Here is a 20,162-nt window from a genome sequence, read left to right on the forward strand (position 1 = left end):
AATCCGTCGCGCGACAGACGCGCGACCGGGCGATCCGCGCGCGGTTTCGGGAATCGCCTGGACATCCGGCGCCTTGCCGCGCATTTATCGGAATGCCGGAAGACGCTTGCGCCGCCGTCGAGCGGCAACTTGGCAACCGCTATCAGATCGTTCGCGCGCTTGGCGCCGGCGCGTTCGGCGCCGTCTACCTCGCGCGCGAGCGCGATCTCCACCGGCTCGTGGCAATCAAGGTGCTGCGCGGCGACCGCGCATGGAGCGACGACGAACGCGAGCGCCTGCTCCGCGAAGCGCGCACCATGGCAAATCTGAGCCACCCGGCGGTGGTGCCGCTACTCGCCGCCGGCGAGTCGAACGGCGCGGTCTACATGGTCATGCCCTACGTAAGCGGAGAGACGCTCGCCGATCGCATTGCGCGCGACGAGCCGTTCGACGCCGACGAAGTTCGACGAATCCTCATCGAGATCGCCGACGCCCTCGCGTATGTGCACGGAGAAGGGGTGCTGCATCGGGACCTCAAGCCCGAGAACGTGCTGCTCGAGCGTGCCGGCGCGATCGATGACCACATCCCGCCGCGCGTGCGACTCATCGACTTCGGCGTCGCCGCGTTTCCGATGCGCGACGCCGGCGTGAACGCGACGCGTGAGACGTGGGGCACGCCGCACTTCATGGCGCCCGAGCAGATGCTCGGCGAGCCGGAACTCGATCCCCGCAGCGAGATCTACTCGTTCGGCGTGCTGGGATTTCTTCTCCTTGGAGGACGTCTGCCGTTCGATGCCACGTCGCCGGCCGAGCGACTCAGGCAGCAGCGCAACGGACCCGTTGTTCCGCTCGGCGTGTGTGCGCCCGATGCGCCGATGGATCTCGTGCGCGCGATCGAACGGTGCCTCGCCTACGACCCCGATCAGCGTTGGCGCCGTGTCCGCGATTGTCGCGATACGCTGATCGCCGGCACAAGCGTCGGGAACAATTCGTTCACGCCGCTGGCACTCGTGCGCCAACGTTTGCGTCCGAATCCAGCCGCGCTCGAGCGATACGCGGCCAGACGTCGCAAACGTGAACAGCCGCGGCGTCCGCGGCGTCCGCTGGTCAAGCGAATCGCCGGCGCGTTCTCCGGGCTCGATGCCGACGCGCGCTTCGCCGCACGCGCGATCAAACGGGCACCGGCATTCTCGGCCGCCATCATCGGAATTCTCGCGATCGGGCTCGGCGCGACGACCGTCGTACTGAGTGCCATCGAAGCGCTCGTCCTGCGCCCGCCGCCGGTGGCGGATCCGAAAGCGCTCGTTGTGATTCAAGAGCAACGGAAGGGTCCGAACAACGTGAATAACTTCGGTGCGAGCGGGTTTCGGTACGACCGCTATCTCGCGTACCGCGACGCCACGGCCGGAGTGTTCACCAACATTGCCGCACAGAGTCATGCGTCCTTCTCGATGCGAGTTGGGAACGCGGCGCGCGCGGTGAGCGGCCTGCTCACATCGGGCAGCTACTTCGACGTTCTCGGAATCCGTCCCGCGCTCGGGCGATTTTACGATTCACAAATCGACAAGCCGGGCGGTGCGCAGTCGGTCGCGGTGCTCGGCTACGACTTTTGGCGAAGCGCGCTCAACGCAGATCCGAACATCATTGGTAGAACGATTCATCTCGACAGCCGCCCGATGACGATCGTCGCGGTGGCACCGCAAGGCTTCCGGGGCGCGATTGGCGCCGTGTTTTCGATCGACGTGTGGGTCCCAGCTCCAGCGTATGCAAGGCTGACTGTTCGCGGCGGAGGCCATAGCGACGACAAAACCGCCGCTGTTCTGCCCGGCTTCTGGATGAACATCTTTGGAAGGCTGCGCCCCGGAGTCGCCGTGCGCGGCGCGAGTGAAGCGCTCAGAGTCATCGCGCCCCGTGTCCCGACCGAGGATCCGAGAACGCGGATTCTGAATGCGTGGGCCGAGCCCGTGCGGACGCTCCCAACCATGATGCAAAAGTCCATGGAGCAATTCATCACGATGCTTTTTGGCGTCGCGCTGCTGGTGCTCGTGGTTGCCGCGGCGAATGCCGCCGGGCTGCTGCTCGCGCGCGCAACCGCCCGCACGCGAGAGATGGCGACGCGGATGGCCGTGGGCGCGGGTCGCGCGCGTCTCATTCGGCAGCTGATCGTCGAGAGCGTGATCTTGTGTGCGGCCGGCGGAATTCTCGGAACACTCATCGCGCTGTGGCTTTCGCGATTTCTCAATGCGTATCGGCCGTCGGGAATTCCGATGTCCGTCGCATTCGGCGTGAATGCTACGGTCCTCGCGATCGTCGGCGTCATTGTGCTGGGGACCGCGCTCGTCGCGGGCATCGTTCCCGCCCTTCACGCCACGGCGGTCGATCTCGCGAGCGCGCTCAAGGCGAGCGGTGTGCAGACCAGCGAGAGACGATCGAGGCTGCGCAGCACGTTCGTCGTCGCCCAGATTGCGTCGTCCGTCGTGCTGCTTGCGATCGCGGGACTCTTCATCCGCTCGCTTCAACGTTCTCTCAACATCGATCCAGGCTTCCGGGCCGAGGGTGTGATCGCCGGCGATTTGAGTGTCGGAGTTCACGGCTACGACCGAAACGCGGCCGAACAATTCTATCAGCGTTTGCTGGCGAGGCTGCGCGCGCGTCCCGAGATCGCTGCCGCCGCGACCGCGAACGCCGCTCCGCTGAGTGGGGCGGTGATGAACGAGGAGACGAAACGCGTCAGTCATTCCGACGACGATGTCGTTGCGCAATGGGCGGTGGCCGACTCCGGGTTCATCGAGCTTCTCGAGACACCATTAGTATCCGGCCGACTCTTTACGAGCCACGATCGGCGCGAGCCGGCGCCCGTGGCGATCATCAACCTGACGCTCGCGCACAAGCTGTGGCCGAACGATCCGCCGCCGAGCATTGTCGGTCGCCGCATCGTCACGTTTGGACGCGAGATGGAGATCGTCGGCATCATCGGCGACGGCAAATACGCGAGCCTGCAAGAGGCGCCCAAGGCGTTCGGATATTTGCCGTCTGCCGAGCAGTTCGGCACGTCACGCCTTCTATACATCCGTGCCAGAACCACGACCACCTCCGCGCTGCGGGCCGCGACAGAGGAGTTGGCAAAGCTCGATCCAAACGTCGCACTCGAGCGCCCGAGGTTACTCGCGCAGGACGTCGACAAGTTTCTCCTGCAGCAAAAGCTTGGCGCGCGGCTGATCGCGGCGTTTGGCCTCGTCGGTGTCGTGCTCGCCATGACGGGTCTCTACGCGGTCCTGGCGTTTGGCGTCGCACAGCGCATGCGTGAGTTCGGGGTGCGTCTCGCGCTTGGTGCGCGCGGAGCGGATATCACGTGGTTGGTCGTGCGGCATGGGTTTGCGCTCATGGCCGTCGGTCTCGTGATCGGGCTCGCGGGCGCGATCGGCGCGGGTCGCGTGGTTTCCAGATTCCTCTACGGCATCGGCGCAGTCGATCCGGCAACGCTCGTGGCCGTTCCACTTCTTCTGGGTTTGGTTGCCGTCGGGGCGTGCGTCGTGCCGGCGCGTCGTGGCGCGGCGGCTGATCCGATGGCGTCGTTGCGCGCGGAGTAGCGCAGCATTCCCCTCGAACGCACGCCCGAGACGCTGCATGCGATGTTGCACGATGTCGGCACGGCGTGGATTGACGCCACGGGAGGGCCCGATACCTGAGGCGCTTACGCCATCCTCGCACATCTCGTCCGCGGCGAGCGCGCGAACTGGATCCCGCACGCCCGGTTCATCCTGTCTCAAAGTACGAGCCGCCGCCTTCCGTCGTACGATCGGTTCGCGCACGTCAGCGACAGTGAAAGCAAATCGCTGTCCCTCCTCTCGCGTGATGGCGAAACAGTACCGGGACGCAATCGGGCCGTGGTGTGCGTAGTTGGCCATCGTGGGCCGATAGAGGAGTGGAAGCGTTCGCGATCGTCGTCTCGTTTTGCTGCATGGTGCACCGAGTCGATCAGACGCGCACAAAGAAGCCGCGCAATGCGGAACCGGCCGGCACCGCGGCGCATTCGTGCGCGAGACGCGAACACTTGTCCATCACGTCCGTGGTTTTCGGGCCAACTTGACGCGGCGGTCATCGCCTGCGACGAAGCTTCTTTTCGAACCAGTGGTGCGCGTAGGGCTCGTCATTGAACGGTTCGATCTCGACGTATCCTGATCGCCGGTACATCGAAATGGCTTCCGTGAGCGTACGGTTCGTCTCGAGGCGCACCGCCGTCGCGCCGGCCATTCGCGCTTCATTCTCGAGCACGTCGAGAAGACGTTTGCCGAGTCCGAGCCCGCGCGACTCCTTGGCGATCCACATGCGCTTGAACTCGGCCGGCTGTTTGCCGTTGAACTTCACGGCGCCACACCCGATCGGACGGCCGCGCACTCGCGCGATCACGAATGCTCCGCTGGGGCGAGCGAACACGCGAGTGTCGGCGTACAGACTTCGCGCCGGATCGAAGCCAAGGTCGAAGCGCTCATTCAACTCGGCGAAGTACTGGGAGAGACACCATCGCGATGTCGCGGTCCGCGGATCCTCGACGTCGAACCGGACCATGGACGCCTGGAGGAGACGTTCGATCTCGGCCAGCGATGACAAGAACGTCTCTCGTTGCGTCGCGCTGAGCGGCTCGAGCATTCGCTGGGCGACAGCGTTGGACCTCTTGTCGAGCTCCCGGCGTTCAGCCAATCCTCGCTTCGTAAGCGTCGCGCGCCGCAGGCGCGCATCGCCGGCGTTGACGCGGACGGTCACCAGCCGCTGCCGCTCGAGCAATCGTAGAAGCCTGCTGACGTATCCTGAATCGAGACCGAGCCGGCCCCGCAGGTCGCGGACGTCGGCGCCGTCGGTGCCGATTTCCCAGAGAAGCCGCGCCTCACCGAGCGGACGGGATCGTCCGAGAAAATGATCCTCGAGTGCGCCAATGCGCTCGGCGACGAGACGGTTGAAGCGCCGGACTTGCTCGATGGCGGGGTTTGCCATGATGTCTGACCTCGGTCAGATATCTGTCCGGGCCGATGACGGGGCGCAAGTCCTATTCACGATCCGTGAAGTGGCTTCGAAACTCCTGCTCGAGAAATGACGCCGCGGGTTCGAGCCGGCCGAGATGGGCGGCTTGCACGAACACGATCGACGCCTCGATGCTGATGCCGGACCGCGTGATTCGCTCCAGCCGCCGGCGTTTCGAATGCGAGGCAAGAAATCGCGAGGGGATAGCCCCGAAGCCGATCCCGCTCGCCACGAGAGACAATTGCATGTCGATATTGTTGATCGCGGCGGCGAGTTCGAACGGAGTGCCGAGCTCGCGCAACCTCGCCTCGATCGCGGCTCGAATAAAGCAACCGGACGGGTTGAGCACCCAGCGGCCGTCGAGCGCGTGATCCTTCGACTTGCTCGAGCGCCGCGGACGAGGTTGCGGTCCTTTGGCCTTGACCAAGACCAGACGTTCTGACGCCAAACGGCTGCTGGCCAAATCGCCGGGTATGGTGTCGTTCGCCGAGAGGAACGCCAGGGCGACGTCGAGCTCGCCGGTGCGGAGCTGCTCGATGAGCTGTTGCTTGAGGTGGGTGCTCAGCACCGGTTGAAGCCGGGGGAAGCGACTCGTCAAGCGCTCGATCGACGCGACGAGGCTCGGCTGTGCGAGCATAAACGACAATCCGACGCGGAAAGCTCCGCTTGGCTCGGCGTCCGCCGCACTGTTCGCCTTGAGATCGTCCATGATGCGCAGCATCTGTCGGCCGCGATCGAGCACCTCGCGGCCTTCGCGAGTGATCCGTCCCGGCTTCACACGACGATCGAGCAGTGGCGTCTTCAATGCCGCTTCGAGGCGCTGGATCTGCCGGGTGACCGCCGACGGCGTCAGGAAGAGCCGTTCCGCCGCCCGCTGCAACGAGCCTGATTCGGCCAGGACGACGAACGTCCGCATCTCATCGAGCACGACAAACTCCCAGTTGCTGGTCGAGCAATATGATATTGCCAAAAGTGCATTTGACGCAAACGTGAATCAGCCTTAACCGTTCGTTCGGGAAACCCCCATCACCAAATGAGGCTGCTCCATATGAAGAAAATTCTGATTCAGTTCGGCTTGTGCGCGCTTGCGGTCCTTCCAATGGCGCCGTCGGCGCAGGCGCAGCGGCAGGCGGGGGGATTACAGGCCGCCCTCGCGGAAGATGCCGGAACGCTGTCCGACAAATTCACTGGCCTCGCGCGTGTCATGTCGGGCAAGTACGACTGGAAGCCCGGGGAGGGCATTCGCTCCGTCAGCGACGTCTTCAACCTGATCGTGGCCGAAAACGGCCTGACCGCCAACGTGCTTTCAGGCTCCCCGGCCCCCGCCAGGCCGGCACCCATCACCGATCCAGAGAAGATGCAGGACGCTCTCAAGACGTCTTACGCGCAGCTGCAAAAAGTGATTGCAGGACTGTCCGACGCCGATCTGCGGACGAACGTGAAACTGTTCGGAAAAGAATGGCCGAAGCGGGACGCCCTGATGCACGTCCTCCTGGATCAACACGAGCATTTGGGACAGTCGATCGCGTATGCGCGCACCAACGGCGTGGTTCCACCCTGGTCCAAGTAGCCGGCCATGCGGGAGATGCGGATGACACGGTTCGTCTCGGAGCTCGGCCAAGATGTTCGCTATGGTGCGCGCATGCTGGTCAAGAAGCCCACACTCACCATCGTGGCCGTCCTGACGCTGGCGCTGGGCGTGGGAGCCAACACGGCCATTTTCAGCATCGTGGATGCCGTGTTGCTGCGTCCTCTGCCATACCGCAATCCGGATCGTTTGGTACGAGTATTCTTTAATGAGCCCGGCGCCGGATTGCGCGACGTCAGGTTTTCCGAGCCCGAGCTCGAGGACCTGCAAAAGCGATCGGGCGTCTTCGACGATGTCACGCCGATCTTCGAGGGCAATGAGGATGTGATCGGCGACGGACCCCCCGAACGTGTCGAGGCCGTCAACGGGAGCTTCAGCTACTTTTCCCTGCTCGGTGTGACGCCGCAAGTCGGACGGTTGTTTCGTCCGCAGGATTTTGTGCCGGGTTGGTCTGATAACGTCGTGATCAGCGACGGCTTCTGGCGCCGCGCCTACGGCGCCGATCCGAACATCGTCGGGCGTATCCTCCGGGTCGACAACGATCCCCAGATCATTATTGGAGTTCTGCCGCGCGGATTTCGCCATCCTGGACCGACCATCTCCGGCGAACCGGAGGTGTTTGCCGCCGGCGGCTTCACCGGGCCGCCTTTTCCGAAGCCAGCGCGCAGTGCCCGCCGTTTTGTCAATGCGATCGGACGACTGAAGCCTGGCCTGACACTGGCGCAAGCGCAGACCCGGCTCACGACGATGGCCGCCGAATTGCGCCAGGCCTATCCCGGCGATTACCTGCCGACGACGCAATGGACAATCGAGATTCAGTCATTGCAAGAAATGTTGGTGGGAAATGTTCGGCCGATGCTATTGGTGTTGCTGGGGGCGGTCATCCTGATCGTTTTCATCGTCTCGTTGAACATTGCGAATCTCCTGTTGGCCCGCGCTTCGGGACGACAACAAGAGATGGCGGTGCGGCAATCGTTGGGCGCGAGTCGCGGCCGTTTGGTGCGACAGATGGTGACCGAATCCATGCTGCTGTCGCTCGTCGGCGGTGTCGCGGGAATCGCAACCGCGGCGGGTACGTTGCGCTTCATCGTGCGCTTCGTGCCGTCGAACGTTCCCCGCCTCAACGAAGTACGAATCGACTGGGTAGTGCTGGCGTTCGCGCTCCTGCTTTCCGTGCTCACCGGTTTGGTGTTTGGACTTGCCCCCGCGTTTCATTCGGCAAAAGGGGCGCTCGCCTCGGCCATTCGCGAAGGCGGTCGAGGATCCGGCTACAGCGTGAAGACCGGCCGATTGCGGGATGTGCTCATCGTCTCCGAGTTGGCATTTGCCGTCATACTCATGGTCGGAGCCGGCTTGCTGCTGCGTACGATGCGCGACCTGTTGCAAGAAAATCCGGGGTTTAATCCGACTCACCTCGTGACGGCAAACCTCGAGCTTCCAAACCCGAACGACCGCGCAACGGACCCGTATCGCGATGTACCTCGCCGAGCCACCTTCGAGCGTGAGTTGCAGCGCCGCATGAACGCAATTCCGGGAGTGGAACGCGCCGCGATCACTTCCGTTCTCCCGAGCACCAATACCAACCCCAATGCGGTCGGTGGTGTGCCGAATGAAGGCTTTGCGATCGAAGATAGACCGGACGCGTCCCTTCAGGACGTGCGCGCCGAGAGATTCCAAATAAGCCCCGATTATTTCAAGGTGTTACAAGCCTCACTCGTGCGCGGCCGCGTATTCACCGAGGACGATGAAGACGGCAAGCCGCTGGTGGCCATCATCGACGAAAGCACCGCGCGAAAGTATTGGCCAACCACCGATCCCCTGGGCCGCCGAGTGCGGTTCACGCGAGACGCGACGAAGCCATGGACGACCATCGTGGGGATCGTCAAGGACATCAAGAGTGACGGCCTCGACATCGACGGCGTTCCCCACATCTACGTGTCGAGCTATCAAGACTCCAACAAGCGACTGAGCGTGGTATTGCGGACGCCTCTCCCCGCGGCTGCTCTGGAACCGCGGATTCGGCACGAAATCCAGAGCATCGATGCGACCTTGCCGGTCTTTGGTGTCGCTTCCATGAACGACGTCCTCGATCGGTCACTGGCGTCACACCGTTTTTCTGCCGACCTGGTGGGCGGATTTGCCGGACTGGCGATGCTCCTGGCCTCGATCGGAATTTACGGCTTGTTGTCGTATATGGTCGGGCAACGGGCGCGCGAGATCGGTATCCGCATGGCGCTGGGCGCCCGGCGGGAACACGTGATGAGAATGTTCTTACAGCGAGGGATCGTGCTCGCCGGCGTGGGCGTCGTTATCGGATTGATCGTTGCCGCATCGTCTGCGTCGCTGCTGGCCAGCTTGCTCTATGGGGTCCGCCCCCACGATCCGGCGGTGTTTCTGATCGTGCCTCTCCTCTTGTTTGCCGTTGCCGTTCTCGCCAGCTACCTCCCGGCGCGGCGCGCGACGAAAGTGGACCCGTTGATTGCCTTGCGCGAGGCATGATCGCGCGGCCCTTTCGCGCGATCGGCTACATCTGACTTCATCACTTATCGAATCAACGCGCCGATGACCGCGAGATGATGATCATCGTGCTCCGCGACAAACTCCGCGTGGTCGATCAGCCGCAGCTCCCGCTTGAGGCGCGGATGCAGCGCGGTACGCGTGACGATCGTCTCGTCAGCATCCATTAGCAGTCGCACCAGCCGGAGTCGCGCCGCACGAAAGCCGGACAGCAGATATTCGATGCTGCGCGCGTTGTGATTGGCATTGGTCGTGGTCCGATTCGTAAGATCGGCCGGCGCAAGCTCGCTCTCACCAGCCAAGTATTGCTCGGCCCGGCGTAACCACAGTGCTTCGAGATCGAACAGATGCCCGACGTTCTCCTGCGCTGACCACCGACCCGGATGCGCTCGCGTCAGGCGCTCTCGTGGCACGCCGCGCGTACGCTCATCGAGGCGCGCGGGAGTTCCGCGGAGCCGCTCGAGCAGGCTCGGAAACCGGCTTGCCGGCAATGTGAATTCAAACGAGTGCTGCAACCACTTTTCCGTTTGCAAGAATAGCCTCGCTGCTATGAGCCTGGATCGTTAGCCGGCGATCATTTCCATCTCGACGATCGCGCCGAGTGGCAGCGCCGCGACCGCTACTGTCGTGCGAGCCGGATACGGAGCCACAAAATGCTTGGCGTACACCTCGTTCATCTCGGCGAAGTGCCGTATGTCGGTGAGATACACGTTCACTTTCACGACATCGACGAACGACTTGTTCGCGGCGCTCATGATCGCTTCGAGGTTGCGAAAGATCTGCTCTGTTTGAGCGACAACGCCGCCCTCGATCAGCTTGCCCGTGGCAGGATCTTGTGCGACTTGCCCGCTCGTATACACGCGATCGCCGTCGCGGACGGCGGGTGAAAATGGACCGACGGGTTTCGCGAGACGGTCAGACGTAATGGGTTGTAGCGGCATATCCAGGGTGTTGGGGAAGGGGTGTGACTACTTGAGCGCCTGTATCGGAGAAACGCGCGTGGCGCGTCTCGCGGGAATGAAACACGCGGCCAGCGCCACGATCCCGAGCACGGCCGGCACGACGGCAAACGTCGTTGGGTCGTTCGACGACACGCCGAACAAGACGCTCGACATCAGCCGCGTCACGCCGATCGACGCGGCCAAACCGACAATGGTACCGGCGGCGGTGAGAATGAGGCCGGGACGGAACGCGAGCCCGAGAATATTTCGAGGCATCGCACCCAGGGCCATCCGAATGCCGAACTCCTGCGCGCGCTGGCCGACGACGAAGGCCATCACCCCATAAATTCCCAGCGCGGCGAGCAGGAGCGCCGACACGGCGAAGACCGACATCAGGAAGAGTGAGAACCGGCGCCGCGCCATCGAAGCCGACTTCAGGTCAGCCATGCTCATGACGCCGAACACCGGAAGCTCCGGATCGATGCTGCGTACCGCCGCTGTGAGTGCTTCCTTCGTCGCCTTCACATCCACATCAGAACGCGTGCGCAGAAACACGGCCAGCTCCTGGCTGGGATATTGAAGAATGGACTGGTACACGCGCGGTGGCGGCGCGATATCCAGCCCGTCGTTTCGCACATCCCCAACCACGCCGATGATTTGGGCTTCTTGTGCTTGACCCCTCGCGATGAACCGCAGCCGTTGACCAACCGCCTCTCGTTGTGGTGAAAATCTTCGGACGAACGCTTCGCTGACTACCACGACCCTCGCGGTGGATTCGGCGTCGTGCTCGGTGAAGCCGCGTCCTCTCTTGAGCGGCGTCCCGAGCACGTCGAAATACGCTGCGCTCACCGCTCCAAACTCCGCCGCGTGATCATTTTCCTGCGTCGACATCTCGTCGGGCAATGAAAACGGGAGGGGACTGTTCACATTGCTCAAGAGCGGGATATCGCTCGACGTGCCCACCGCGGATTGCTCCAGGCCGGGGAGCAGGGCGATCCGGTTCGTTAGTTCCCTGACAAGCCCGGCGCGCTGCACCTGCGTGAAGTATTGATTCGCCTTGGGATTGTTCGGAAAGGGAACCCAGATTTGACCGGTGACGAGCCTCTCCGGATCGAGGCCAGGATCCTGGCTCAGCGCGGCGGAGAAGCTGCGGACGAGCAATCCGGCGCCAACCAGCAGTACCGCCGATAGAGCAACTTCCAGCACGACCAACGCGGCGCGCGATCGATTTTGGCGCACGCTCTGCCCACCGCCCGTCCGTCCGCCATCCCGCAAGTCGCGATTTGGGTCGAGCGTCGATGCGTGGAGCGCCGGCATCAATCCAACCAGCACGCCGGTCGCGAGGGAGAGCACGAGCGCGAGGAACACCATTCGCCAATCAGCGTGTACCTCGGCGAGTCGCGGGACGTCCGCGGGCATCAGCGCAAGAAGCGATCGTTGCGCGAAGAGGAGCATGGCAACGGCAGCGGTGCCTCCGGTGAGCGATATGAGCACGCTTTCCGTCAGAACCTGTCGAACAAGCTGCCCGCGAGAGGCGCCCAGCGCCTGGCGAATTGCAAACTCCCGCATGTGTGCCGAGCCCCTGGCGATCAGCAAGCTGGCGACGTTGACGCAGGCGATCAGCAGCACAAAGCTGACGGCGGCGAGCAGGATCACCAGCGTCGGCCGCACGTTGCCCGTCAGGCTGGTTTCGGCAGGCTCGAGCCGAAGCGACCAACCCAACTGCTTGGGATAATCATTGGGGAAGGTCTGTTGCAACGAAGTCGCCAGCGCATCGAGTCGCTGTTGCGCCTGCTCAAGTGTGATTCCCGGTCTCAACCGCCCCAACGTTCCGGGTAGAAAGCGCCTGACGCGTTGCGGGGGCGAAGGGAATGGATCGCCCGAGAAGCCGGTTCCTGTCCAGATGTCGACGTCGCCGCCGACGGTGTTGCCCGGGTGGCGAAAGTCGGGAGGCATGACACCGATGATCGTGTAGGGGTCTTCATCCACGCGAACGCGGCGCCCGATGATGTGTGGATCCGATCCGAATTGGCGCTTCCAGAGCCCGTCGCTGATGACGACGCCGTCCAGGAAACCCGGCACCCACTCCGCCTGCGTGTACGTCTGTCCGAGGGCCGGCCTCGCTCCGAGGAGCTCGAAGTAGTTCGGGCTCGTCCCGAGTAACTCGATCCGCTCCACTCGGTCGCCGCCCGACAACGCCGTGCTCACGGGAACAATCGCGCTGATCTGCTCGAATACGCCGGAGCGGCGCAAATCGTCGAGCTCGGGGACCGACATCCCAATGTCCTTCGCTCCCGCACGGCCTACGTCATCGAACACGCGCACGAGGCGTTCGGGCTCGCGGAAGGGCAGCGGCTCGAGCAGCACGGCGTTCACGACCGTGAAGATCGCGAGATTCGCTCCGATCCCGAGCGCGAGCGTCAACACGGTGATCGTCACGAACGCGGGGCTCTTCCTCAGCGTCCGGAGCGCATAGCGCACGTCCTGCAGGAGACCGTCCATACCGTCCTCCGTTCGATGCGGCACCGGCGTGATGGCAACGGGCGATTGCCACCTCCCAATGGACGAATGGGTACGTGCAGAACCGTAGTGCGTCAAATGCATGTTTAGCACTATGATATTGCTGACAAAGCACAATCGATAATCAAGTCTTGTGCGTCGGCGCGACAGCCTGTCACACCACGCCACGCTGCTCGGTCATGAAGGCATCACTTTCCGAGAGCCTGATGTCCGCGCAGACACACGCCAGTGCTGTATCGGTCGAGGATTCGTTCGCTGTTCCGGCCACAGCGGAGCAGTTGCAACAGGTGGCTCTGGCGCTCGAGTCGAACGGCTTTGCCGCCGAGGTGGTCGATACCGCGGAGGACGCCCGGCGGCGGATACGTTCGCTCGTTCCGGGCGGCAGCAGCGTGCTGACCGCGGCGAGCGAAACACTTCGCCTGTCCGGCATTGCCGACGATATCGACCACTCGGACGCCGCGGTATCGATCGGAGCCCGCGTGCACTCGATGAATCGACAAACCGAGGGCGAGGCGATTCGCCGCCTCATGGCCAGCCCGGACGTCGTCATCGGAAGCGTCAGCGCGGTGACCCACGATGGATCGCTCGTCGCGGTTTCGGCCAGCGGGAGTCAACTGCCGGCGTATGCGGGCGGAGCCGGTCGACTCATTCTCGTCATCGGCGCGCAGAAAGTGGTCGCCGACCTCGCGGCCGCGATGCGGCGCATCGAGAGCTATGCGCTCCCGCTCGAAACGGAGCGGACGAAGCGCGCCTACGGAGTGCCGAGCTTCATCGGGAAAATCCTGATCATCAATCGTGATTATCGCCCGGGACGAACGACCATCATCCTCACCAAACAGGCCATCGGGTTCTAACGACACATGCCACGCCTTCCAATTCCTACCTTCGATACCGCCCCGGCGGTCGCGCGCCCCGTCCTCGCCGACTTGCGCGAACGCTCTCTCTCGCCTGGAACGCTGCTCAACCTCCACGCGCAAATGTCGACCTCACCCGCGACGCTCATGGGATACATGGGTATGCGGAGCGCCATCGAGCAGTACGGGACGCTGGACGCGAAAGTGCGAACGGCGATCATGCTATCGGTGAGCCGAACTGACGGGGCGGGGTACGCGCAGGCGATCAATGTGATGCTCTGTCGTCGCGCGGGATGGTCGGCCGAAGAGGTCAGCGAGATCGCCGCCGGCACCTTCAACGACGATCCGAAGATCGCGTCACTGCTCGAAGTCGCGCGTCAAGCCGCCAGGAACATCGGCCATGTCGACGACGGCGCGTGGCGCATAGCGCGCTCGAACGGCTGGAGTGCCGAAGAACTGAACGACACGTTCGCCAGCGTCGCGCTCACCATGGTGGTCGACTACTTCGTGCACTTCGCGGAGACCCCGCTGGACGTTCCGGCCGCGCCCGCGGCCGCGGACACACGCAACCTCGAACGAATCAGGAGCCACTCATGATGAAATGGACAATGTCAGGCGCGGCCATGATCGCGGCCCTCGCGATCTCGGCGTGCAGCGATCAGGGAACAACGCAGCCAAGGAGCGCGCAGCCGCCGGTGTCATTCGATCGGCATGACGACGCGTCCACCGACGGCGTCGGTGCCGTGTTCACCAGCAGCAACGCCGTCGGCGGAAACGTCGTGTTCGCGTTTACCCGGCGCGGCGATGGCGTACTGTCGAAGACCGGAGAATTCCCGACTGGCGGGAACGGCGTAGGCGGTGACGTCGACCCACTTCAGTCGCAGAACTCAGTCGTGCTCGCCGACGACCGTCAGCATCTGTATGTCGTGAATGCCGGCAGCAATACCGTTTCGACGTTCTCGATCGCGCCGAACGCGACGCTCCAGTTGCTCGGCACGACCTCGTCAGGCGGCGTTCGGCCGATTTCGTTGGCGGTCAGCAATCACGACGTGTTCGTGCTCAACGCGGATAACTCGGTTGCTACGCTCGCGCTCGATGACGCCGGCGTCCCGGTGGGAGCTCCTGTGGCCCGTGTTTCACTCGGCGACGCGTCCGACGGTCCTTCGACGATCGCCGCGACTCGCGACGGAGACTTTCTCTTTGTGACCCAGCGTTCGGCGAACGCAATCGATGTGCTGCGTGCCGACGCGCGTGGCGCCCTCTCTCTCGTCGAGCGTCGTCCCTCGAGCGGCGGAGTTCCGTTCGGCTTCGCGGTGACGAAACGTGCGCAGGTGATCGTGTCCGAGGCGGCTGGCGATGCGCCCAACGGTGCTGCCTCGTCCTATGATCTCGCGCGAGATGGCTCGCTGACGTCCATCACGTCGTCGTTGTCGACGCACCAGGCCGCGTCATGCTGGCTCGTGCTCAGCAACAACGATCGCTTTGCGTTCGTCGCGAACGCCGGCAGTGGCTCCATCAGCGGGTACGCCGTCGCCTCGAACGGAACGCTCACGGCGCTCGATCCCTCGGGCCGGACCGGCATCACGACTACTCCGGACGCCACACCGCTCGACATGAGCGTGACCCGCGACGGGAAGTTTCTCTACGCCCTTCAGACAGGGACGGGAACGATCGGTTCGTTCGCGATCGCGGCGGACGGCCGTCTTACCACTCTCGCTGACACGCCGGGCCTCGCCGCCGCGGCGGGGTTCCAGGGCCTCGCTGCCTACTGAGCGGGAACGCGATGCACAGGTATACCTCGTTGACAAGTCTTTAATGGGCGCGCGCCGAGGGCAGTCCTCGGCGCGCGCCACGTGCGAGCGGCCTTACTTGGCGGCGATCACCGGAATCGTTTCCTCATTGCCGGTCGCTTCGTCAATTGATCGACATGTTGCCACACACGGGCGAAGACACCGCCAACCGCCGCTCAAATGCGAATCCGTCGCGCGAGGCAGTGCCGGGATTCGTGCGACTGCTGACGTGGCTCATCGCCATTGGGCTCGGCTACAGCTTTCTTGTCCTTGGCATATCACTTCGCGACCGTTATGTCGCGTACAGCGGAACCGTCATCGCCAAGGGCGTCAGCCCGACCTTGCACAGAACGACGCAGTACCTGGTCATTCGTGATTCGAGCGGTCACGATCATCGCCGCTATGTAACGCCTATGAGCGGCGGTTGGATACCGGTCGGCACGTTCGTCGTCAAGCGGCGCGGACTCTCGGCCACGGTCGAAACTCCGGGGAAGCTCACGCCGTGGCAGATGCTCGATTCCGCTGACAAGGTTCTGGCGCGGCACGGGATCAGACCAGAAGACAAGAACGATCCACTTCAGAACCCGGGGGCGTTCGAGGTCTTCGTTCTCGTATGCGCGGTGGCGGGCATGTATGCCTGCAGCCGGGTGCTGCGCGCCTCGGGCGCGCGATAGCGGTCGTCGGCGCCGACGGGTCCATGAGTTGGCCCGACACTCGTTGCGCCCGGGTGGCGTCTCAATCGGTAAGCCAATACGACACTTTCACCAGCACCGTGTTCGCCGGGTGAAGCGCGAACAGATTCCGGAGATCGTCGCCCAGTCGAAGGCCGCCGTTTGAATCGATCGATCCGCTTCGTCCTTCGTTCCAGACCACGAACAACGTCGATGCCGGTTTGTACTCCCACCGAAAAACGAGATTCGATTGCAGCTGCTTCACGTCGAAGCCGCCGGGATGTGATACGGCGGCCGCGTTGTCGAATGGTGCGAAGCGGTCATCGTACGCGCCCGCGCGCGGCGTGGCCGAGAGCTGGCGAACGTTCGAGTAGACGCCCGTCGAGATGAAAGGCTGAAGGTATGCCTGAAGTGACATCGCGGGCGTCATGGTGTAATTCGCGCGGAGCGTTGCTGACGTCGTCGTTTGGTCGAGATGCGTGAACGCGTAGTGGGCTCCGCCAGCGTCGTTGAACAGCCCGTACCATTGCGCGTCGTTGATGTTGTGGTTCCAGCTCAGCGAGAGAGCGGAACTGAACCGGCCGCCTGCCTTGTAGTCCAACTCCGGCGTGGCATACCAGTCCGCTGCATGGCCGCCGAACGCGCTGTTCGCCCCGGCGCTGAGCGCTGCCACCAGCGACCTGCGATCGTCCGTTGCGACGGACGCAAACGGCCAGATGGTCGACGACTGCCGCAGCGCGGGTCCGCCGCGCGCGGATCGGTCATCATACGTTGCACCCAGCTCGCCAAGGCCAAACCCGCCACGAACGTTCCAGTTGTTTCGGAATAAGGCCGTTGCATTGGTGCTGAAGCTCGCCTCGGTCGGCAGCCCTTCGGCGGTCCAGTGCTGCCACCAGCTCGTCGTCCACGTGAGGTCGCGATAGACCGAGCGCTCGTGATGGTCGGTGACGCTCACCACGTTGTTCCACGCCTGCTCGTCGGCGCGCCGCAGAAAACCCACGTCGTTGATCTCGAATCCAGGCGATCGCCGCTGGTAAAACGTTTCGTATTGCAATCGCTGGCCGCCCACCTTCGCGAACCGGAGCTCCTCCGCGTCGCCATCGAGCATGGTACGAGTGCTGTCCACCGCCAGCGCCCCGTCAGGGCGCTGGAAGTAATGAACGGGATCGGTCTGAACACGCACGATCGCCGCGCGGCTGCCGTGAATGCGGCTGGCGTCCAGGGAACCGCTCACCTCGTACGCGTTCGCGGCAAAACGATGGCGAAAGTCGAGACCGCCGGTGTACGCGTCCGACGTCAGGAATGGCGCTGACCACCGGTCGGTCGCGCGATTCACCGCGGTGACGATGCCGCCGAGGGAAGTGTTGCCGCCGCGGAGATCCTGCGTGAGTCGCACCACCGAGAAGTTCGTCCGCGGTTCGAAGGTCGTGTCCCCCGAGCTCGCCGCTCGGTCGGTCACGGCGTCGAACACGCCGACTGCCAGATTGCCGGCGGTGCGGCCCGTCAGCTTCGCGGCGCCGAGTATGGTGGTGGGGGCGGTGAGCACGGTGTCTCCGTACGCGCCCGCGAGCTGTGGCGCGCGGCCAATCCGCCGGCTGTAATACAGGCCTTCCTTGAAGCAGCTGACGTGACTGCAATTCACGTCGAACCGAAAGATCCCGCGCCCGGCGACGAAGAAGGGCCGGCGTTCGTCGAAGAAGGATTCGTTCGTCGTGAGATTCAGCACCGCGGGATCGGCCTCGACCTGGCCGAAGTCCGGATGCACGGTGGCGTCGAGGATGACGTTCGACGCGAGATGATACCTGAGATCTCCGCCGATGGAAGCGGTCGACGGGTTTGTGAAATGATTGTTCGCGATCGAGGACGCGCGCTTCGACACCGCGTACGGCGTGAGCTCGAACATCCCCGGCGCGTCGACCGAATCGATCCCCGCGAGGGTGCCGAGCTGCGACAGGAGGTCCGGTTGCGAGAGGCTGTACGACGGCCAGCGCACGCGCTCATTGTAACGGTAGATCTGCCGGTCGATGGCGAAGCCGAACGCGCGTTGGTCCGTGTGTTCGAAGCGGAGCTGCGACAACGGAATGCGAAACTCCGCGGTCCATCCCAGGGAGTCGATCGCGGTGGCCACGTCCCACACCGCGTCCCACGCGGGATCCTCCACGCCGCCGTCGTACACCGCCTGATCGATCTTCGTGCCCGCGGCGTTGACCGCGAACTCGTAACCGCTCCGCCGGTCATGGTATGAATCGACGAACAGCCAGATCATGTCGGACGGCGTGAACGTGTCGCGTCGTTCGAGAATTCTGATGATGCTGTCCGGTCGTGCATCGAACGCGCGAACGAAGACGTACAGGTTGGCGGCATCGTACGCGACCTTGGCCTCCGTCCTGAAACGCGGTCGCTGCCCTTCGGTCGGCATCCATTGCGTGAAGCCGGATATCGTCGGCGCCCGACGCCAGATCGCGTCGTCGTCCCTTCCATCGATAATGGGTGGCGTACTGGTCCGAACCGCCGAGATGGTTGCCGCAACGCTCGACGTCTCGCTCGGCTCAGCGCGCGATGCGCCACTCTGAGTTTGTGCGGCAAGAGAGCCCGGTGCGACACACGCCAGGACTGGCGCGAGCGCCGCGAGCGCCGCGAGCGCCGAAATACGAAGCCGAGTCATGCCGACAAACTCGCGACTCGCTCGGCCCTCGAACAGCGCCATTCATGGCGCGGCGATGGAGCCACTTCATCGTGCTGACTCGCGGCTCCCGGTCTTCAGAGAAGGTCGGCCAACGCCCGCACACCCTGGGCGATCCTGCTTGGAGGGGAGCTCGCGAAGTTGAGGACCAGCCCCGGGCCCGGCGCGCGCCGTGCGTAGTACGCGGCAACGTCGCGCAGGTAGAGATGCTTCCGTGCCGCGCGCTCTCGCAGGCGTGACATGTCGGTCCCCGGAGGCAGCCACCCGACCATGTGCATTCCGGCTTCGCTCGCGCCCAGCGTGATGCGGCCTGCGGCGTATCGGTCGACCGCCTCGCGCAGCGCATCTCTTCGTGTGCGGTACGTCTCGCGCATGGTGCGAAGATGTTGCCCGAAATGTCCGCCATTGATGAAGTCTGCCATCACGGCCTGGGTCATGGCCGGCGTGTGACCGTCCAGCCACTGACGTGCATTGGCGGCCGCCGCGGTCAAGCTCGCGGGCACCACGAGATAGGCCAGCCGCAGTGAAGGAAACATGGCTTTGTTGAACGTGCCGACGTAGAGCGTTCGCCCGGCCCGGTCGAGTCCCTGCAGCGCGGCGATAGGGCGCCCGCTGTATCTGAACTCGCTGTCGTAGTCGTCCTCCACGATCCAGGCCGACGCTTTCTCGGCCCACGCGAGCAACGCGAGACGCCTCTCCGCCGTCATGGTGACGCCGAGCGGGAATTGATGCGAAGGTGTCACGTACGCCATGCGTGCGTGCGGAGCGGCTCGAATGCCGGCATCGACATCGAGCCCATGTGCGTCCACGCGGGTCGGAATGATTCGAGCGCCGGCGTTGCGAAACGCGGCCGTCGCACCGGCGTAGCACGGTTCCTCGAGCCACACCTCGTCTCGCGGATCGAGGAGCAGGCGCGCGACCAGATCCAATGCCTGCTGGGTGCTCGACACGACGATGACCTGCGACGATTCGCATTGGACGCCGCGCGCCGCGGTCACGTACGTCGCAATCGCGTCGCGCAGGCCCGCGAGCCCGCCCGGCGGCACCTCATCGAGCAGGCGGCGGTCCAGACGGCGCGAGCGCCGGCCCATGAGCCTGTTCCATATCTCATATGGAAAGACATCGATGCCCGGGCGACAGACGCCGAACGTGGCGTCGACGTCGGCGGCGGCGCTCGGCCCCGCTATGGCCATCAATTGGCCGCGTTTCGACAACGCCGGGTGTTCGGCGGTGCCGCGAAGCGTTCTCGCCGCGGAGCGCGGACTGGAGCGCGGAGTGGAGCGCGGAGTGGAGCGCGGCGCCATCAACGAATGCGTGAGCGCGCTGACGTAACTGCCCGATCCAACCTTGCGGGTGATGAAACCCTCGGCTTCGAGCTGCGCGAACGCCGCTTCGATCGTGTTGCGTGCGACGCCCAGATCGGTCGCGAACGTTCTGGACGACGGAAGGCGCTGGCCCGGCCGTAGCACGCCTCGCACAATCATGTCGCGCAGGCGCGCATAGGCGCGCCGATAGAGCGGAATGGTGTCATCACCGTCCGCATCCGCGAACAACGGGATCGGCATATCGACGCGGTGCTTCATGCCACAATGCTAATGTC

14 protein-coding genes are annotated in these 20,162 nt (G+C 64.0%); 7 read left to right on the top strand and 7 right to left on the bottom strand.

From position 1 onward, the window contains the following. Positions 1-92: 92 nt before the first annotated feature. Positions 93-3,569, top strand: coding sequence for an ADOP family duplicated permease (locus VN706_17900; GenBank protein ID HXT17520.1), 3,477 nt, complete (start codon positions 93-95; stop codon positions 3,567-3,569). A 508-nt stretch (positions 3,570-4,077) separates the two neighbouring features. Here the strand turns inward: VN706_17900 and VN706_17905 are convergent. After that, positions 4,078-4,971 (bottom strand): helix-turn-helix domain-containing GNAT family N-acetyltransferase, encoded by an 894-nt coding sequence (locus VN706_17905; protein HXT17521.1) that lies wholly within the window; start codon positions 4,969-4,971, stop codon positions 4,078-4,080. Positions 4,972-5,023: 52 nt separating this feature from the next. Beyond that, positions 5,024-5,926: a LysR family transcriptional regulator gene (locus VN706_17910; protein HXT17522.1), complete on the bottom strand. Its 903-nt coding sequence runs from the start codon at positions 5,924-5,926 to the stop codon at positions 5,024-5,026. Positions 5,927-6,046: 120 nt separating this feature from the next. Here VN706_17910 and VN706_17915 point away from each other — a divergent pair, with 120 nt between their 5' ends. Both VN706_17915 and VN706_17920 read left to right on the top strand, forming a co-directional pair. Beyond that, positions 6,047-6,568: a DinB family protein gene (locus VN706_17915; GenBank protein HXT17523.1), complete on the top strand. Its 522-nt coding sequence runs from the start codon at positions 6,047-6,049 to the stop codon at positions 6,566-6,568. A 21-nt stretch (positions 6,569-6,589) separates the two neighbouring features. Then, entirely contained in the window at positions 6,590-9,085 is a 2,496-nt protein-coding gene (locus VN706_17920) for an ABC transporter permease (GenBank protein HXT17524.1), read from the top strand. Between the two features lie 44 nt (positions 9,086-9,129). Here VN706_17920 and VN706_17925 read toward each other — a convergent pair whose 3' ends face one another. The 3 genes from VN706_17925 to VN706_17935 are packed head-to-tail and all read right to left on the bottom strand — an operon-like array spanning position 9,130 to position 12,546. Next, the gene (locus tag VN706_17925; protein ID HXT17525.1) at positions 9,130-9,618 is read right to left on the bottom strand and encodes a DinB family protein; all 489 of its coding nucleotides are present in this window, start codon (positions 9,616-9,618) and stop codon (positions 9,130-9,132) included. A gap of 48 nt (positions 9,619-9,666) precedes the next feature. Then, positions 9,667-10,044, bottom strand: coding sequence for a Rid family detoxifying hydrolase (locus tag VN706_17930; GenBank protein HXT17526.1), 378 nt, complete (start codon positions 10,042-10,044; stop codon positions 9,667-9,669). A 27-nt stretch (positions 10,045-10,071) separates the two neighbouring features. Next, entirely contained in the window at positions 10,072-12,546 is a 2,475-nt protein-coding gene (locus VN706_17935; protein ID HXT17527.1) for an ABC transporter permease, read from the bottom strand. Positions 12,547-12,770: 224 nt separating this feature from the next. Here VN706_17935 and VN706_17940 point away from each other — a divergent pair, with 224 nt between their 5' ends. The 4 genes from VN706_17940 to VN706_17955 all read left to right on the top strand — a co-directional run bounded on the left by VN706_17940 (position 12,771) and on the right by VN706_17955 (position 15,882). Beyond that, positions 12,771-13,418, top strand: a complete 648-nt coding sequence (locus VN706_17940) for an LUD domain-containing protein (GenBank protein ID HXT17528.1) — start codon at positions 12,771-12,773, stop codon at positions 13,416-13,418. A 6-nt stretch (positions 13,419-13,424) separates the two neighbouring features. Further along, positions 13,425-14,015 carry a carboxymuconolactone decarboxylase family protein gene (locus VN706_17945; GenBank protein ID HXT17529.1) on the top strand — a complete coding sequence of 197 codons (591 nt, stop codon included), beginning with the start codon at positions 13,425-13,427 and terminating at the stop codon, positions 14,013-14,015. Next, on the top strand, positions 14,012-15,190 hold the full coding sequence (locus VN706_17950; protein ID HXT17530.1) for a beta-propeller fold lactonase family protein: 1,179 nt from the start codon (positions 14,012-14,014) through the stop codon (positions 15,188-15,190). The genes VN706_17945 and VN706_17950 overlap by 4 nt, the downstream gene beginning before the upstream one ends. A 155-nt stretch (positions 15,191-15,345) precedes the next feature. Next, complete coding sequence (locus tag VN706_17955; GenBank protein HXT17531.1) at positions 15,346-15,882, top strand: hypothetical protein; 537 nt, start codon at positions 15,346-15,348, stop codon at positions 15,880-15,882. Positions 15,883-15,943: 61 nt separating this feature from the next. Here VN706_17955 and VN706_17960 read toward each other — a convergent pair whose 3' ends face one another. Both VN706_17960 and VN706_17965 read right to left on the bottom strand, forming a co-directional pair. After that, positions 15,944-18,544 carry a DUF5916 domain-containing protein gene (locus VN706_17960; protein HXT17532.1) on the bottom strand — a complete coding sequence of 867 codons (2,601 nt, stop codon included), beginning with the start codon at positions 18,542-18,544 and terminating at the stop codon, positions 15,944-15,946. A gap of 95 nt (positions 18,545-18,639) precedes the next feature. Next, the gene (locus VN706_17965) at positions 18,640-20,145 is read right to left on the bottom strand and encodes a PLP-dependent aminotransferase family protein (protein ID HXT17533.1); all 1,506 of its coding nucleotides are present in this window, start codon (positions 20,143-20,145) and stop codon (positions 18,640-18,642) included. Between the last annotated feature and the right edge of the window lie 17 nt (positions 20,146-20,162).

The sequence above is a fragment of the Gemmatimonadaceae bacterium genome, from assembly GCA_035606695.1.
Taxonomy (GTDB): Bacteria; Gemmatimonadota; Gemmatimonadetes; order Gemmatimonadales; family Gemmatimonadaceae; genus JAQBQB01.

Bases quoted from the DNA above. Each gene is read 5' to 3' on its own strand.
- VN706_17965 (HXT17533.1), bottom strand. From the start codon at position 20,145: ATGAAGCACCGCGTCGATATGCCGATCCCGTTGTTCGCGGATGCGGAC.
- VN706_17950 (HXT17530.1), top strand. From the start codon at position 14,012: ATGATGAAATGGACAATGTCAGGCGCGGCCATGATCGCGGCCCTCGCG.
- VN706_17915 (HXT17523.1), top strand. From the start codon at position 6,047: ATGAAGAAAATTCTGATTCAGTTCGGCTTGTGCGCGCTTGCGGTCCTT.
- VN706_17930 (HXT17526.1), bottom strand. From the start codon at position 10,044: ATGCCGCTACAACCCATTACGTCTGACCGTCTCGCGAAACCCGTCGGT.
- VN706_17935 (HXT17527.1), bottom strand. From the start codon at position 12,546: ATGGACGGTCTCCTGCAGGACGTGCGCTATGCGCTCCGGACGCTGAGG.
- VN706_17905 (HXT17521.1), bottom strand. From the start codon at position 4,971: ATGGCAAACCCCGCCATCGAGCAAGTCCGGCGCTTCAACCGTCTCGTC.
- VN706_17900 (HXT17520.1), top strand. From the start codon at position 93: ATGCCGGAAGACGCTTGCGCCGCCGTCGAGCGGCAACTTGGCAACCGC.
- VN706_17940 (HXT17528.1), top strand. From the start codon at position 12,771: ATGTCCGCGCAGACACACGCCAGTGCTGTATCGGTCGAGGATTCGTTC.
- VN706_17960 (HXT17532.1), bottom strand. From the start codon at position 18,544: ATGACTCGGCTTCGTATTTCGGCGCTCGCGGCGCTCGCGGCGCTCGCG.
- VN706_17920 (HXT17524.1), top strand. From the start codon at position 6,590: ATGACACGGTTCGTCTCGGAGCTCGGCCAAGATGTTCGCTATGGTGCG.
- VN706_17945 (HXT17529.1), top strand. From the start codon at position 13,425: ATGCCACGCCTTCCAATTCCTACCTTCGATACCGCCCCGGCGGTCGCG.
- VN706_17955 (HXT17531.1), top strand. From the start codon at position 15,346: ATGTTGCCACACACGGGCGAAGACACCGCCAACCGCCGCTCAAATGCG.